Source organism: Rhizobium johnstonii 3841 (genome assembly GCF_000009265.1).
GTDB classification, from domain to species: domain Bacteria; phylum Pseudomonadota; class Alphaproteobacteria; order Rhizobiales; family Rhizobiaceae; genus Rhizobium; species Rhizobium acaciae.
On the sequence record NC_008384.1, the window covers coordinates 634,540 to 648,365 of the forward strand.

Below are 13,826 nucleotides of genomic sequence, written 5' to 3' on the forward strand. Positions count from 1 at the left end.
CCTGTTCAGCGGATGCGATAGAATTTGGAATCGAACGACCATTTGCCTTGGGCGCCGGTCTCGTCGTCGCCGACGATCCTGAGGCTTCGGGCGAGATCGTAGACATAGTTGAAGGCGGCGCGCTGGCCGACGAGCGGCGTCGGCACATCGGGCAGGTCGAGCACTTCGATCGGCTTGTCACTGAGGATGGCAACGACCATGCCGACGCCGGCCGGCCCCTCCACCACATATTCGAAGCCGGTATAGGGATTGCGCGCATCGGGCACGACGACCGGCCGGGCCGGATCGAGCCGGTTGTCGCCGCTTTTGGCTGTCGGCTTCAGCCCCATCGAGCGCTTGTTCGGGTAAAGCTGCGTCAGCTTGCCGGAGGCGTCGATATCGACCAGGATCAGGTAACCGGACTTTTTGGTGGAGACACGCATCGCCACCTTGTCGCCGATGCTGACCGCGGTGCCGGGCAGCACGTCGACGGCGACGCCCGCCTCGTTATCGCTCTTCAGCGTGTTCTCGACGGCGGCGACCGCCGTCTTCGCCTCCTCGCCGGTAATCACATCCCGGCCGAGCGCATCCGGCTGGCCATAAAATTGCGGCACCGGCGTAAAGCGGCAGTCTCCCGCATGCGTCCGGCAATATTCGTCCGATTTGCGCCGGACGTAATCGAGCAAAGCGGCATTGCTGACATTCGGCTTGTCGGCCGCGCGCGCCACGCCATCCTGCACGCCTTCGATGAAGTGGCGGGTGAAGACGCCGAGCGCCGGCTTGGCCTCGCGGTCGACGAGCGCCCACTGCCCCGCGTTGACGGCCGACCAGACCATGGCGTTTTCGCCGCCGAAGGAGAATTTCGCTTCCTTGCCCGATTTGTTCGGCGGTTCGAGCGCTGCCAGCGCCGGGCCGAGGCAACGCACTGTGCCGGAGGGTGCGGCCACCGCGCTGCGGCTGCCGGGCCCGACATGGCAGGCATCGATCAGCAGCGTCACGCGGCGGTCCTTGAGGCTGTTCAGCCGTGCGGCGATCTCTGTTTCGCGGATCTGGTTGGTGACCGTCACCTTGCCGCCCTCGCGCACCAGCTTGGCATCGACTGCAACCAGCGTCGGGCTGGTCGTTGCCTCCGCACCCATTTCTTCCGAGCCCTGGCCGCTGAAATAAAGGAAGACCCGGCTTCCGGGCGTCGATTGGCGCACCAGCCAGTCGTCGATCTCGGCCAGGATCGCCTCGCGGGTCGCCTTGCGGTTGGTCAGCGTGTGGATCTGTTCCGGGCGGTAGGCAAGGGTCTTGGCGAGGAAGACCTGCATCGCTTTCACGTCGGTGGCGGAACCGGTCAGCTTCGCCTCGCGCATCTCGTAGTCGTCGATGCCGATCAGCAGCGCGCGGTCGCCGGGCGAGCTTTCGATCACCGGCGTCTGGACGACGGGCGGCTGAACGGCGGGTTCGTCGGCGGCGGGCTGGTTAGCCGGCGTGTCGGCAGCAGGCGTTTCGGTCGTGCCTGATGGTGCTGCATCGCCGGCGGGCGGGGTGGTGATGGCGAGATTTGCCTCTTCCTGTCCGGACTTCCTCTGCTTCGTCTCGCCACTGGTCGTAGTGGACGCGACCTGATCGTCGGCCGCAGGCCCTTCAACATTCGGCACGTCGCCGTCGGTCTTTGCGGCGATCCAGTCGCGGAAGGCGGCAACACGGGTATAGACGCCGTAATGTTCGGCCTCGGCGCAGCCAGCACCCCAGCTGACGATGCCGAGCTGGATCCAGCGCTTGTCGGGACGCTGGGCGACGAGCGGCCCGCCGCTGTCGCCCTGGCAGGCATCCTTGCCGCCCTCGGCGTAGCCGGCGCAGACATTGCGCTCGTCGATCGGGTTCATGCGCATCGAGCTGTCGCGGTAGGCGGCGCGGCAATCCTCACGCGGAACGATCGGCAATTCCACTTCCTGCAGCTCGGTCGGCAGGTATTTGTCGTCCCAGCCGTGATCGGCCTTGGTGTAGCCCCAGCCGGTGACGACGGCCGGGTGGCCAGCGGCCTCCACCTCGTCATCGGAGGCCGAGGCAAGGATCGCCGGCTTCGATTTAGCCGGCTCGCTCAGCTTGATGAGGGCGATGTCGTTGGCGAAGACCTTGCGGTCGAAATCTTCGTGAATGATCACCTCTTCCACGGCAAGGCCCGGCTTGTCGGGCCCATCGACCGCGATCACCTTGTCGATCTTCGACTTGCCCTCGACGATCAGCAGGTCCCGGGCGAAGAGATCCTGCTTGCCGGAGCGGCCGCTGGTGACGCAATGGGCGGCCGTCAATATCCAGCGCGGCGAGATCAGCGAGCCGCCGCAATGGCCGCCGAAGCGGCCGCGCTGTTCGGGATCGGGCGCCAGGATCTTCACCTGCCAGGGCCATTCGCCCTTCTTGGCCGCCTGGCCGCCGATGACACGCCCGCCATCTTCGCCGGCGAAATCCGTGTCCTGCTGCGCAAGAGCCGGAGAGGCGAGCAGCAGCATGACGGACGCAATATTGAGGATCCTGCTGATCGACGTGCTCATAGCTTGGCTCCGGCGGAGGTATAGAGGACCGTAAATCCGACACGCGCGCCCTCGGGCAGGAATTCGCCGAGGCGCTTGGCGATATTGCCGGCGGTGCGGCGCCTGTCGTTCTGCTTCAGGAATTCAATAAGTTCGGGCATCGGGGTTTCGGAGGTGACGGCGACGAGCAGGTCCGTGCCGAAAGGTGCGACGACGGAAAGATCGAGATCGAAGGTCTGAGACATCGCGGCATCGACCTCCTTTTCGTTGGGATAGAGGAACTGTACGGTTCCATCGCCGGTGACGTCGAAGAGCACGAGCTTGCGGCCTGATAGATCCGAAACCGTGACGCCGACGCGCTCACCTTCGCGATGGACGGTGTCGGAAGGCGTCACGCGCACGGTCTGCGGGTTGGTCTCGGAGAGCCGCTTCAGCGCATCGAGCGCGGCCATCCGGTCGACGACGAAAGGCATGTCGCCGGCGCCGACGCCGGAGGCGACGACATCGCCGCCGGCAATCGCCTCGTGTTTTTCGGGATCGAAGACGAGCTCGGCATCAGCACCCTCCGCCAGCTTGAACGGCGTGACGGCGGGGTCGATCCCCTGCAGCACCGGCTCGGAGCCGAGGGCGGCAATGCTGATCGGCGCGGGCTCGGCGAGCAGCGGAGTGTTTGATTTCTCCGCCGCCGCCTGGGCCCCCGCCCCTTCGTAATGATAGACGACCGCACGATCGAGATCGGTTCCAGGCGGGCTTTCGGTAAAGATGTTCTGCCGCTGGTTGGTGAACTGATAGACTGCCTGGCGCACATATTCGAACAGTTCGCGGCGGCTGACGGCGCCGTCGCCGTTCCGGTCCGCCGCCCCTTCGAAGGCGCGGGCGGTGGCATAACTCAGGGCGCCGCGTTTCTGCGGAATGCCGGGAATTGATATCTCGGGCGACTTGGTGTTTTCGTCGACGGCGGCGAGAAAGGTCAGCCGCTTGAAATCGAAGCCGGTGGACAGCGCATCCGCCGTGGTCGAAATCGGCGCGAGATCGTCCTCCTCTATCGTATAGGAAGGCGCCTGACGCCAGGTGATCTCGGCGCCGCGCGGATCGACGTCGCGGGTCATGCCGCCGGCATGGCAGGTATCGGCGATGAAGACGACATCGGCGCCCTTGCCCTCGAGCTTGCGGATCAGCGTCTTGAATTCGTCGCCGAAGATGCGCTCGCGCGATCCCGGCAGCCGTGTGTCGAAGCCTGCAAGGATATAGACCTCGTCGCGGCCGCTCGGTTTGGAACCCTTGACACGCTCGGGCTCGCTCGACCCATGACCGGCGATGCCGAGCACGATCAGGTCGCCACGCCCTGCCCGTTCAGTCACGGCCTCGATCGCATGGAAGATGCCCTCGCGGTCGGCAGCGCCATTCTTCAAGAGCGTCATGTCCTCGACGCCGACCGAGCGCAGCGAAAGCGAAAGGTCGTCTGCGTCGGCGACGGCGCCGTGCAGCGGCGGAACATTGCGGTAGAGGTCGATGCCGATCAGCACGGCCCTGACCGCACCACGCTCGGGCGCCTCGATCACCTTTGCCAGGCTGTCGGTGGCCGCCATGGTGAGGAGGGCAAGTGCTGCGGCCATGGAAACGAATGCGGTCATGGCCAGTTCCCCCTCGCCCGGCCTATTCGCGGCGCCATTCGACGCGGCGGTTCAGCGCATCGACATCGTCTTCGGTGAGGTTTGCGGTTGCCGTGACGTCCACCGGCTCGGAAGCTCCGCGGCCTTCGGCGTCGATTGTCGCGTCGAGGCCGTTGCTCTTCAGGAAGTCGGCGACGGCCTGGGCACGGCGTTCAGAAAGCTTCTGATTATAGTCGTCGCCGCCGCGCCGGTCGGTATGGCCGACGAGGATGATGCGGCCGGGCTTCTGCTCCTTCAGCGCCTCCAGCAATTCCTGGGCGGCTTCGGTGCCGATCGAGGTGAAGCTCGACTTGTTGAAATCGAAGGTGATCGGAACCGGAATGGAGACCGGCACGATGCCGCGCACATTCTCGGAATAGATGCCGCCGAGCACGCCGCTGCGGTGATCCTTCTCGGCCGGCACGAAGCTGCCTTCAGGATTGTCGCTGGTCGGGTTGGCGGCAAGGATGCGGGCCTGGGCGGCGCGCTGGATGAGGTCGGAGATCGTCTCGGCGGGCGGTGCCTTCGGCGTGCGGGTCTCGTTCTTGATGATCTCGATCGCCTGCTGGTAATCGGCGGCGGCATCGGCGAAGCGGCGCGCGGAGAAATAGATCTCGCCAAGTGTGGCGGAGGCCTGCCAGAGCACCTGCGGGCTGTCGGCGGCGACAAGCAGCGGCTCGTAATCGGCGACCGGCTGGTTGGCGGCCATCATCTCCTGGGCTGCGGAAAGCCTGAGGGCGGCGACGCGGCGCTGGGCGTTCACCTGGAACTGGCCGCAATCGGCGCTGACGGCGATTGCATCGGCCTCAGCCGCGGCAGCACCGATATCCTTGGCGGCGACGGCGGTGTTCAGCTTGTCGAGAAGGGCTGTGCAAACAGGCGTATCGGCGTTCGCTACCTCGATCTCTTCGCCGGCCTGGGCAGGTTCGGCCGAACGGCCGAGGTTTAGCTGCGGCATCTTGATGCTGAAGCCGCCGGGAAGCTTGAACTGCGGCATCTTGATCTGCGGCATCGGCAGTTTCGGCATCTTCGTCTGCGAAGACTGGCTCGGCTGCTTGTACTGCGTCGGCTGCTTATATTGGGTCGGCCGGGTGGATGAGGTGGTGTCGGCCGGACCGATCAGCTCCAGTTCGTCGGCGGCAAGCTCCTGGCCGGGCGCCAGGTTGGTGACGATCTTGTATTTCTTCGGCGGCTGTTGTGTTGCCTGCTCGACAGGCTTCGGCGCGACCTTTTTCGGGGCAGCCGGCTTGGGTTTTTCCACGACCGTTTCCGGCTTCTTGGCGACTTCCTGTTTCGTTACCTGCTTCGGCTTCGGAGCGGCCGCAGGTTTCGGCGCAACGGGCGGCTTTGCAGCCTGCTCGACCGGTTTCGCTGCGGGGGCGGCTGCGACGGGCGGGATGGCAGCCGGACTATCGACCGTCGTCAGCATCAGCGTCTTGCTGCTGATCTTGGTGCCCAGGCTGCGAGCTTCTTCAAGGCTGCGGGAAACGGCATCCATGCCGCCGTCGATCGAGCGGAACATGCCGCCGCCACTGCCGCCGAGATCGGCGAAGATGTTGAGCGGCTTGGAGGAATAGAAGACTTTGATCTGCTCCTGGCCGACCGGGCCAGAAACCTGCAGCTTGGCGCCGCTTGCCGGATCCGGCACCTGCACGCGCTTTCCGGCGCCGACAAGGGCGTCGGTCTGGTACTTGTTCGGGAAAAGCTTCACGACCGCGCCGTTCGGCGAGACGTTCAGCACCGTGACATAGGCGTTCTCGGTCGACTGGATGAAGAGGCCGACAACTTCGCCGATGGCGTATTTGGCTTCAGCGCGATCGAAGGTGATGGTGACAGGCCCGGTCTGCGCCGGCGCTTCGGTCAACGTGCGTTCGTTCTGCGCCTCGACGGCGGGAACCACCGAAAAGAACGAAAGAAAGGTGGCTGCAGCCAGGATGGCTTTGCGGTTCGGCATTGAAAAACCTCCTCTTCGAACATCTCACACTGTGTTGAAGATGAGAATAGCACTGACTGGCGAAATTGGGATGGTTTCGCCTGTCTTGCTTGAGGGAGGGTTACAAATTATTTGGAGCCTGGAAGAATCCGCCAAGGCAAAGACGTGAGCAAGACTCACGCTCTGGAATAACCGTGGCCTGTTATAGTCCGTTCAACTGCGAGGAGGCGGTTAGTTCTTGGGTTTCTGTCCGGCTGATTTCAAAATCGAGATCAGGTCGCTCATTCCCTCGGGCGAGGAATTGTAGAGCCAGAGAATATCCGGATTGTCGACCGTGAATTCCTTGCCGGGGCCTGAGCCCATGTCGCGGCCGGGCGAGGTCGCATCGGGCAGCTTCGCCTCGCCGGGCGTCAACCCCTTGGCGCGTTCGTGTTCGGCGATGATCGCAGTCGCCGCGGCAAAGGCCTTTTCGTCATGCTGGCGCAGCGCCGCAAGCGAGGGGTTTCGCGCCGCGAGCGCATCCTCAGCCGGGCCGGAATGCGCGATCTCAGGTATCTGCAGCGCCAGCAGAAGGCCGATCGACAAGGTCATGAGCCAGGATTTCGTCATCGTCGTCACATCCGTCTTATTGGCGCCACTGCGCGACAAAAGCACGTCGCATTAAACTTGATTCATGCGACGTGCTTTCGCTCTTTGTTTTTATGCATGTCGTTGCCCCGGAACTGCTGCACCCTTCCGGGCGACATGCATAAGCGCCCCGAGAATAGGGAGAGGCCGGAAGGAAGGCAACGGCGCTCGGTGCCAATCGATTGGGAGGGTTGAAATCGGCTGGCAGCGGCGCTTTCGCTCTTTGTTTCATGCATGTCGTTGACCCCCGCCGCACACTTCCGGGCGACATGCATCAGAGGATCTTCAATTGCTGCAGGCTAAGGCGCAGATCGCGCAGCATCTCGCCGAAGATCTCCTCGATCATTCCGGTCGACCAGACGACCATGGTGCCGTAGGGCGAGCGCTTGCGCTGCATGAAGCCTGCCGTCTCGAAATCGATCAGCGTCTTGCGGCAAGTCTCGCTCGACATCACCGCGACAAGGAAACGGGCGAGATTGGACTGGTCGATCGCGCCTGATTTATCAGCCCAGTTCTGGATCAGCCGCGGCTTGGTGTCGGCGGTGAACATCGAGGCGAGCGCACGATCCTGCGAGAGCCCCAGGCGCTGCAGCTTGGCCGAATCGCGGGTGAGCGAAACGACGTAATCATTGTGCAGATCGGCGAAGCGTTCGATATCCTCGGCGGTGCTGATGCCGAAGACCTTCATCGAATAGAGGAACTCGGCCATCAGATAGGTCGGCTCCGAACGCAGCTGCGCCAGATGCTTGTCGTCCTTGCTGGCCGAGGCGGCGCAGACGCGGTCTGAGAAACCTATTCTCGCCGCGCGAACCTGCTCCAGCAAGCTTATGTCGAGCGCCAATTCGTCACCGTTCCATTCGAGCATAAGCATTTCCTGCCGACAAATCTTCGAGACGATGATCTTGTACTATCGCCGGCGCAGATCTCCAAATCGTTTGGAAAGCAACGGCTTGCTGAGAAGTCATATCTAGCCTACCATTTTTAAAGACGTGACGGTCCTTGGGGGTCGAGGCAATGCGTAGTTTTGGGTCGCATATCTTGTTTGCCGCGGCACTTGCGGTCGCCTCGCCGGTTTTCGCCAAAGATACGACGATCATCGAGCTTCGCGGCGGCGACGGCGCGCGTTCGGTCGGCATCATCTCCTCCAACGAGGAAGCGGAGGCATCCGGGCCGGCGGCGATCACCGTTGGCGACGACGGCACCATCTACATCCTCGACCAGAACAACGGCCGCGTGCTTGCCGTCGACGCCGAACGTTCGCAGGCCGAGCCTGAGATCCTGCCGCTGCCGGAAAATGCCACGCCGGAGGATCTCGCCGTCGTTCACAACGAACTCTACCTCTGGTCCGACGGCGTCGTGCCGCTCGAGCGCTCAACCGATGCCGACGGCCGGTCGCAGACGCTGCGCGCCGTCGACGGCGGCGCTGACGCCGACGACTACACCCGCTCGGTCTTCGCCTCCATGGGCTCGGTATCGCCGGGACCGCTGAACAGCATCATCGACGAGATCGGCCGCAGCACCAGCCGGCCCGAGGCCCGCCCGCCGGTCATTCAATACGTGCCGAGCCGCGGGCTCGGCGATATCGTTGCCGAGGTCTCGGCGGCCGCAAACGACAAGGCGGAGATCCTGCTGCGGCGCAGCAGCTCGGAGGAGAATTTCCTTTCGCTGCAGCTCGCCTCGGAAGGGCGGATCGGCACCGTCGAACTTCTCGACATCGACACGACAGGCAGGCCCTATGCGCTGGTCGAGCTTGTGCCCGCCGACCGGCCCGAGCGCACCGGCATGCTGGTGGTGCGCTTCACGCCGAACGGGGCGATGGATCGGGTCTACGATCTGCCGATCGAACCGGGCACGGTATTTTCCAGGCGCTTCGTGGCGATCGGCCCGCGCGGCGACGTGCTCTATCTCCGCTCGCAGGAAAGCCGGGCGCAGGTTCTGCGGCTCGACGGCCGGGAGCCCGGCCGCAAGCTTGCCGTTATCAGGCCCACCAAGCAGCCGACTGCAGGCAAGCCCGGCAAGACGCCGAAGGTGGCGATCGTGCCGAAATCGCGCAGCGACGTCATCGAGCGGGCAATCGGCTTCGAGACGCTGAACTGGATGGTGACATCAACCGCCTATGGCAAGGATCCCGGACCGGGCTGCGTCAACATGAACCGGCTGCGCCGTCCGATCTACCTGATCGGCAAGCGCGGCCAGACGGTCAAGGGTGTTCCCTACTGCTGGGGCTGCAAGACGCCGCTCGAAAATTTCGTCGGCGGTGTGGAAAAGGGCCAGACTGCCGGCAACGTCTGCACCAAGAGCGCGCCGCAATCCAACATTCTCGGCGTCGACTGCTCCGGTTTCGTCAGCGACGCCTGGGGCCTGAAGATGCACGTTTCGACGCGCGCCATCCCCGGGATCACCAAGCGCCTCTCAGACCCCTGGTCGATGCGGCCGGGCGACGCGTTGAACAAGCCGGGCTCGCATGTGCTGTTGTTCATGCGCTTCACGGCCGACAAGAAGGTGGAGGTGATGGAGGCATCGCCGAATGCCTGCAAGGGCCGCGTCTGCCGCAATACCTATTCGCTCGGCAGCCTGTTGATGCGCGGCTACCAGCCGGTGCGCTTCAAGGGGCTCGACGGCTGAACGGTGGGAGTCACGCCGCCGGCCCACTGCATAATTCCTTAAATCGGGATCGATTTAAGGAATTATGCAGCAATTCAAAGTGTTACAGCGTCCTTTGCGCGTCTTTTCAGACGCGCGGCGCTGTAGATGTCAGCCGCCGCTTCGCCATCGCCAGAAGCCCCTGCGCCGCGACGCGCTCGGCATAATCCCGATAGGCAGGATCCCGGCTCAGCATGCGTTCTTCGGCGCGGGCGCGCATGACGTAGATAAGACTGACGATCGCCAGCATGCCGGCCCGGGCAAGCCCTTCCGCAAGGCCGCTGGCGAGGAAGCCTGGGATCGCAACCAGCCACCAGGCGATGTTCTTCGAGACATAGGCCGGATGCTTCATGAAGCGATAGGGCCCTGATGTGATGATGCCGCGATGCGTGAGATTTGAAAATCGCGGCCCGAAAGCGACGGTCGCCCAGACATAGATGATGGTGAAGAACAGCGTCGCGACGCTCCAGAGGATGAAGACGGCCGAGCCTTCCCGGATCACGGTCTCCCAGCCCGGTCCCTCGCCATAGGGCACGAAGGCATGCGAGATCGCAGGGAAGAACGGCTCATAACATATGAGGCAGACGAGCCAGCCGAGTGCCGTCGTCTCCGTTGCCCTGACATGCCATCCGAAAAGCTTGAAGGTGGCGATATAACCGCCGGTGGCAAGCACCATGTCGAGAAGAAAGGCAAGCCGCAACAGGCCTTCGAACCAGGCCGCCGAGAGCGGAGGAAATGCCCAGGCCGGTTTGTCGGCAAGATCGGAAAGAGCTGCCATACCGCCCGAGAACATCAGGACGAGAAAGAAGCACTTGATCGCGAGCAGGCGCAATGCGAACAGCACGTCCTCCTCGCGAAAATCCTGCATCAACACCGCGCGCCCGACCTGGTTTAGATAATCGTCGGGCTCCTCCGCGATCAGATCGGTGACCGCGACGTAGAGAATGGTGGCGCCGGCTAGTGCGATGGAAATGGGAATAGTGGTGTGGCCAGCCTCGATGATCCATCGGACCGCCGACGAGTGCGTGAAAAACGGAAAGACCGAGCAGGCGATGACGACCACGCCAAGCAGCGCGGCAAGGCCGACAAGCTTCGTTCCGATGCGCCGCCAGAAAGTAGCGGAAGCCTCGTTCCGCCTTTCTCGCGATGCCCAGGTCCGACGAGCGGCCGGTGTGCCCTCGACGACAGTCCATGTCAGGAGAAGGCAGAACAACGCAAGGGCCATCGCCATGCCGGACTCAAGCCGGAGATACGTGGAGAGTGCGATGCCCATTGCTGCTCCGATGAACGTCGCAGCTTGGATCATGAAGGATCCTGCCTTTACCAGGAAGGACCGCCGCTCGAAGAGTTTCCGGAGCTCGACGATCCGCCAGAGCTAGAGCCACCGCCCATGCCGCCGCCAGAGCCACTGCCGCCGGAATTCCCACTGGAACTGTTCTCTGAGCGGGCGAAAGCCGGTTGTGCGGCCACTTTTCTAACGTTGGGCGTGGTTTTCCTGGTCGGCGTGGCGCTCCTGGCCGCGGGCTCTTCGCTGGCAAACAGCGTCCTGGCGCCAGGATCGAAGATGCAGCTCTGCAGGATTGCACCGGACCCTGCGATGAATGTCGAGCACAATAGGCCACGGATGATTATCTTACTGTTCATGTAGGGCGCCCCCAGACCGCCGTTTCAGAAGAGATCGTACCTCGGATTTCGCTTTACCCAGGTCGCCTTGGCGAGCTTGACGAGCCTGTCATCGAGCGACTTGGTCTTCGAAATTGTCTTTTTTTCCTGAGCGGTCAGCTCGGCGGCAAAGGCGGCCTCCGCTTTTTTCTTCGCAGCGCCAGGCATCCTCTTGAGTTCCGCCAGCGCCTGGTTCTTCGGATCGCCGCTGCCCGGCATGTTGATGGCGGTCGCCAGCGCGAAATAACGCGCCGCGATGGCAAGGCTGTCAGCGTCCGCACCCTCTTCCTTCGCGAGCATCGCGCGGTCGAGTGCACCCCAATAATCGCCGCGTTCCGCGCCCATCTCCAGCCACTTCACCGCTTCCGCCCTGTCCGCGGCAACGCCGATACCGTCGCGGTACATGCGTCCGAGATTTGTCGGAGCATGGGGTTGACCGCCTTCTGCCGCGCGCGTGAAAAGATCGAGCGCTTTCGGGAGGTCCTCCGGAGCGCCTTTTCCGAAACGGTAGACGAGCGCAAGATTGTTCAGCGAATAGATGTCGTTGCGCTGGACGCCGGCTTCGTAGAAGCGGATACCGCGCTCGGGGTCGGCCGGAACGTTGACGCCGTTCAGGAAGATATAGCCGAGCTCGTTCATCGCATAGGTATGGCCGAGATCGGCAGCCTGCAGCATCAGGCGCAACCCCAGCTGCTGATCGGCCTTGGTGCCGCGGCCGTGGTAGAGGGCCTTGCCGTAGCTGTGCAAGGCAAAGGGATCGCCCTTGGCCGCACCATCCTTGGCGATCTGGCTTGCCTTGGCTGCGTCGCGCGGGACGGAGGCGCCGAACTCGTAAAGCCTTGATAGTTCCTGTATCGCTCGGACATGCCCGGCATCCATTGCCTTCTTGATCGTCGCGAACGCCGTTTTGGTATCGCGGTTGGCAAGCTGGGCACGGCCGAGCTGATAGACGAAGCGCGGCACCTCGGGATAGGCCTTCACTGCGTCCATGCAGGCGGGCAGTGCTTCATCGGCGACGATCTCGTTCGGCAGCTTGCCTGTCGTCACGCCCTGCAGGTCGAGCGGAGCTGCGGCTGATGTATCGCAGGCGTTGAGCATCGGCTTGAAAGTGACGGTCGCCGGCGGCAGGTCGTCGTTGGCGGCCTGCAACGTCAAGGCGAAGGTCTGGTTTTCCGTGCCGATCTGCGGCTCGTAGGAAAGGGCCGGAATATCGGCTGCTTCAAGCACGTGACCGAGCCCGATCACCCGATCTCCGGCACGCAGCGTGCCCTTGTCGGGCAATGCCGCGACCTTGAAGGTCATCCCCGCGGTCGATGCCGGCACGACCGGCAGGCTGGCTTCAACAGGGCCGACGCCGATCGTCGTGTCCACGTCGCGCGGCAGTTCTTTCAAATAAGCGGTGGCATCGGCGAGCCGCACCTGCTTTTCCTGTTCGAGCTGGGCGAGCTTGGCGCCGGCATCCGCCGACACGGTGATCGCGACCACACCTTGCGTTGCCTGGCCGTAAGGGTCGCTCACGGTATAGCCGATCAGGCCGACGGTTCCGGCGGCAACACCTGATGAATCATAAGTCAGCGCCGTCAGTGCCGCGGCTGGCATCTTCGCGCCCTGCTCGACCGGCTTGCCGTCGAAGCTGAGCTTGCCGGTCTTGGGAAGCTGGTTGAGGGTGACGAGCAGCGCCGAGCCGGTCTCGTCATGCGGCGGGGCGATCGGCAATCTGGTCGTGGCCGCACCCTCCGGCACGCTCACCTGCTGCATCGATTCGACGCTCGGCGGTGGCGGCGCGGGAATGAAATAGAAGCTGTCCATCAGCGAGGAGTTTTCCCAGGGGACCTGCTTGCCGCCGGTCATAGCCATCACGTCGCGGCGCACATCGGTCAGAACCTGGCGGATTTCCTTGTTGGGTTCGCTCGCCCGCTTGATGAAGGATTCGGAATAGGGGCTGAGCGCGCCGGTGCCATCGAGCGCCACTTGGCCGGGTTCTGTCGAAAAGGCGATCAGGCTGCCGAGATCGCTGTCGATGCGTGCAAGCCCGCGTGTGGCGCCGACCGGCTCCAGTTTTTCCGCCATCCAGAATTTCTGGGCATTGAAGGGATTGTTGCGGCAGGCGTCGAGGAAGATCAGTTGCACCCGCGAATTCTGCTTGAGATGGTTCAGGATGAGGTCGAGCGGCATGGTCTGCGTCTCGACGTCATAGGGCGTCTCCAGCGTCGCATCGACCGGCACGATGAAATTCTGGCCGCCCACCTGGATGCCGTGGCCCGAATAGTAGATGAGGCCGGCCTCGGCATTGCTGGTCGAACGCAGGAAGCGGCGCACCGTATCTTCGAGCCCGATGCGGTCGACATTGACGCCGATCGTCACGTCGAAACCCGCCGCGCGCAACGTGGTCGCGACCTCTTCGACATCATTGGCAGGATTGGGAAGCGAGGGCAGCGTCTTGTAGACCGAGTTGCCGATGACGAGGGCGACGCGGCGTCCGCTCTCCTCGGTGGTGGCTGCATGTACCGTCCCGATCGATAGCAGCATTGCCGCGATGATCAGCAGATAAGCGCACAGTCTCTTGACGCAGTGAAACTTGGGCATGGCTCGATCGCAAACATTCTATTGTCTAAGTTCAATAAAATTTGCTGGCCTGCTGGTGCTGGGCCCCCTCCGCATTCACAATTCAAAACTATTCCTCGGCGCTCTAAAAAGCAAGCTTCGCCGCCTCCAAGTGAATTGGAGCAGTCCCGTCAGATTGGAAGCCCATCGGCGGCCGGAAAGACTATCGAAATCAGGAAATTATCATGCGGCCGGAATTAGATACGT

The 13,826-nt window shown here is 63.2% G+C and carries 9 protein-coding genes; 2 read left to right on the top strand and 7 right to left on the bottom strand.

Translation table 11 applies throughout. The features are described 5' to 3' along the window. Nucleotides 1–5: 5 nt before the first annotated feature. The 5 genes from RL_RS32725 to RL_RS32750 form a co-directional block, all read right to left on the bottom strand. Nucleotides 6–2,519: a trypsin-like serine protease gene (locus RL_RS32725; protein WP_011655312.1), complete on the bottom strand. Its 2,514-nt coding sequence runs from the start codon at nucleotides 2,517–2,519 to the stop codon at nucleotides 6–8. Further along, on the bottom strand, nucleotides 2,516–4,132 hold the full coding sequence (locus RL_RS32730; protein ID WP_011655313.1) for a caspase family protein: 1,617 nt from the start codon (nucleotides 4,130–4,132) through the stop codon (nucleotides 2,516–2,518). The genes RL_RS32725 and RL_RS32730 overlap by 4 nt, the downstream gene beginning before the upstream one ends. 22 nt (nucleotides 4,133–4,154) lie before the next feature. Next, nucleotides 4,155–6,104, bottom strand: coding sequence for a DUF4384 domain-containing protein (locus RL_RS32735; protein WP_011655314.1), 1,950 nt, complete (start codon nucleotides 6,102–6,104; stop codon nucleotides 4,155–4,157). A 210-nt stretch (nucleotides 6,105–6,314) separates the two neighbouring features. Continuing rightward, on the bottom strand, nucleotides 6,315–6,692 hold the full coding sequence (locus RL_RS32740; RefSeq protein ID WP_041936972.1) for a hypothetical protein: 378 nt from the start codon (nucleotides 6,690–6,692) through the stop codon (nucleotides 6,315–6,317). A gap of 292 nt (nucleotides 6,693–6,984) precedes the next feature. Further along, the gene (locus tag RL_RS32750; protein ID WP_011655317.1) at nucleotides 6,985–7,575 is read right to left on the bottom strand and encodes a hypothetical protein; all 591 of its coding nucleotides are present in this window, start codon (nucleotides 7,573–7,575) and stop codon (nucleotides 6,985–6,987) included. A 149-nt stretch (nucleotides 7,576–7,724) separates the two neighbouring features. Here RL_RS32750 and RL_RS32755 point away from each other — a divergent pair, with 149 nt between their 5' ends. After that, nucleotides 7,725–9,335, top strand: a complete 1,611-nt coding sequence (locus RL_RS32755; protein ID WP_041936942.1) for a hypothetical protein — start codon at nucleotides 7,725–7,727, stop codon at nucleotides 9,333–9,335. 106 nt (nucleotides 9,336–9,441) lie between these two features. On the opposite strand, the gene RL_RS32760 is transcribed toward RL_RS32755, so the two are convergent. After that, nucleotides 9,442–10,659, bottom strand: a complete 1,218-nt coding sequence (locus tag RL_RS32760; RefSeq protein WP_011655319.1) for a methyltransferase family protein — start codon at nucleotides 10,657–10,659, stop codon at nucleotides 9,442–9,444. On the opposite strand from RL_RS32760, the gene RL_RS40040 reads away from it, so the two are divergent. After that, a complete protein-coding gene (locus tag RL_RS40040) occupies nucleotides 10,651–11,001 on the top strand; it encodes a hypothetical protein (RefSeq protein WP_086935624.1) in 351 nt (116 codons plus the stop codon). The genes RL_RS32760 and RL_RS40040 overlap by 9 nt on opposite strands. A 20-nt stretch (nucleotides 11,002–11,021) precedes the next feature. Here the strand turns inward: RL_RS40040 and RL_RS32770 are convergent, their stop codons facing one another. Then, nucleotides 11,022–13,601: a caspase family protein gene (locus RL_RS32770; protein ID WP_011655320.1), complete on the bottom strand. Its 2,580-nt coding sequence runs from the start codon at nucleotides 13,599–13,601 to the stop codon at nucleotides 11,022–11,024. Between the last annotated feature and the right edge of the window lie 225 nt (nucleotides 13,602–13,826).

Excerpts from the sequence above, each read along its gene's own strand:
- RL_RS32725 (WP_011655312.1), bottom strand. The coding sequence starts at position 2,519 with ATGAGCACGTCGATCAGCAGGATCCTCAATATTGCGTCCGTCATGCTG.
- RL_RS32730 (WP_011655313.1), bottom strand. The coding sequence starts at position 4,132 with ATGACCGCATTCGTTTCCATGGCCGCAGCACTTGCCCTCCTCACCATG.
- RL_RS32735 (WP_011655314.1), bottom strand. The coding sequence starts at position 6,104 with ATGCCGAACCGCAAAGCCATCCTGGCTGCAGCCACCTTTCTTTCGTTC.
- RL_RS32740 (WP_041936972.1), bottom strand. The coding sequence starts at position 6,692 with ATGACGAAATCCTGGCTCATGACCTTGTCGATCGGCCTTCTGCTGGCG.
- RL_RS32750 (WP_011655317.1), bottom strand. The coding sequence starts at position 7,575 with ATGCTCGAATGGAACGGTGACGAATTGGCGCTCGACATAAGCTTGCTG.
- RL_RS32755 (WP_041936942.1), top strand. The coding sequence starts at position 7,725 with ATGCGTAGTTTTGGGTCGCATATCTTGTTTGCCGCGGCACTTGCGGTC.
- RL_RS32760 (WP_011655319.1), bottom strand. The coding sequence starts at position 10,659 with ATGATCCAAGCTGCGACGTTCATCGGAGCAGCAATGGGCATCGCACTC.
- RL_RS32770 (WP_011655320.1), bottom strand. The coding sequence starts at position 13,601 with ATGCCCAAGTTTCACTGCGTCAAGAGACTGTGCGCTTATCTGCTGATC.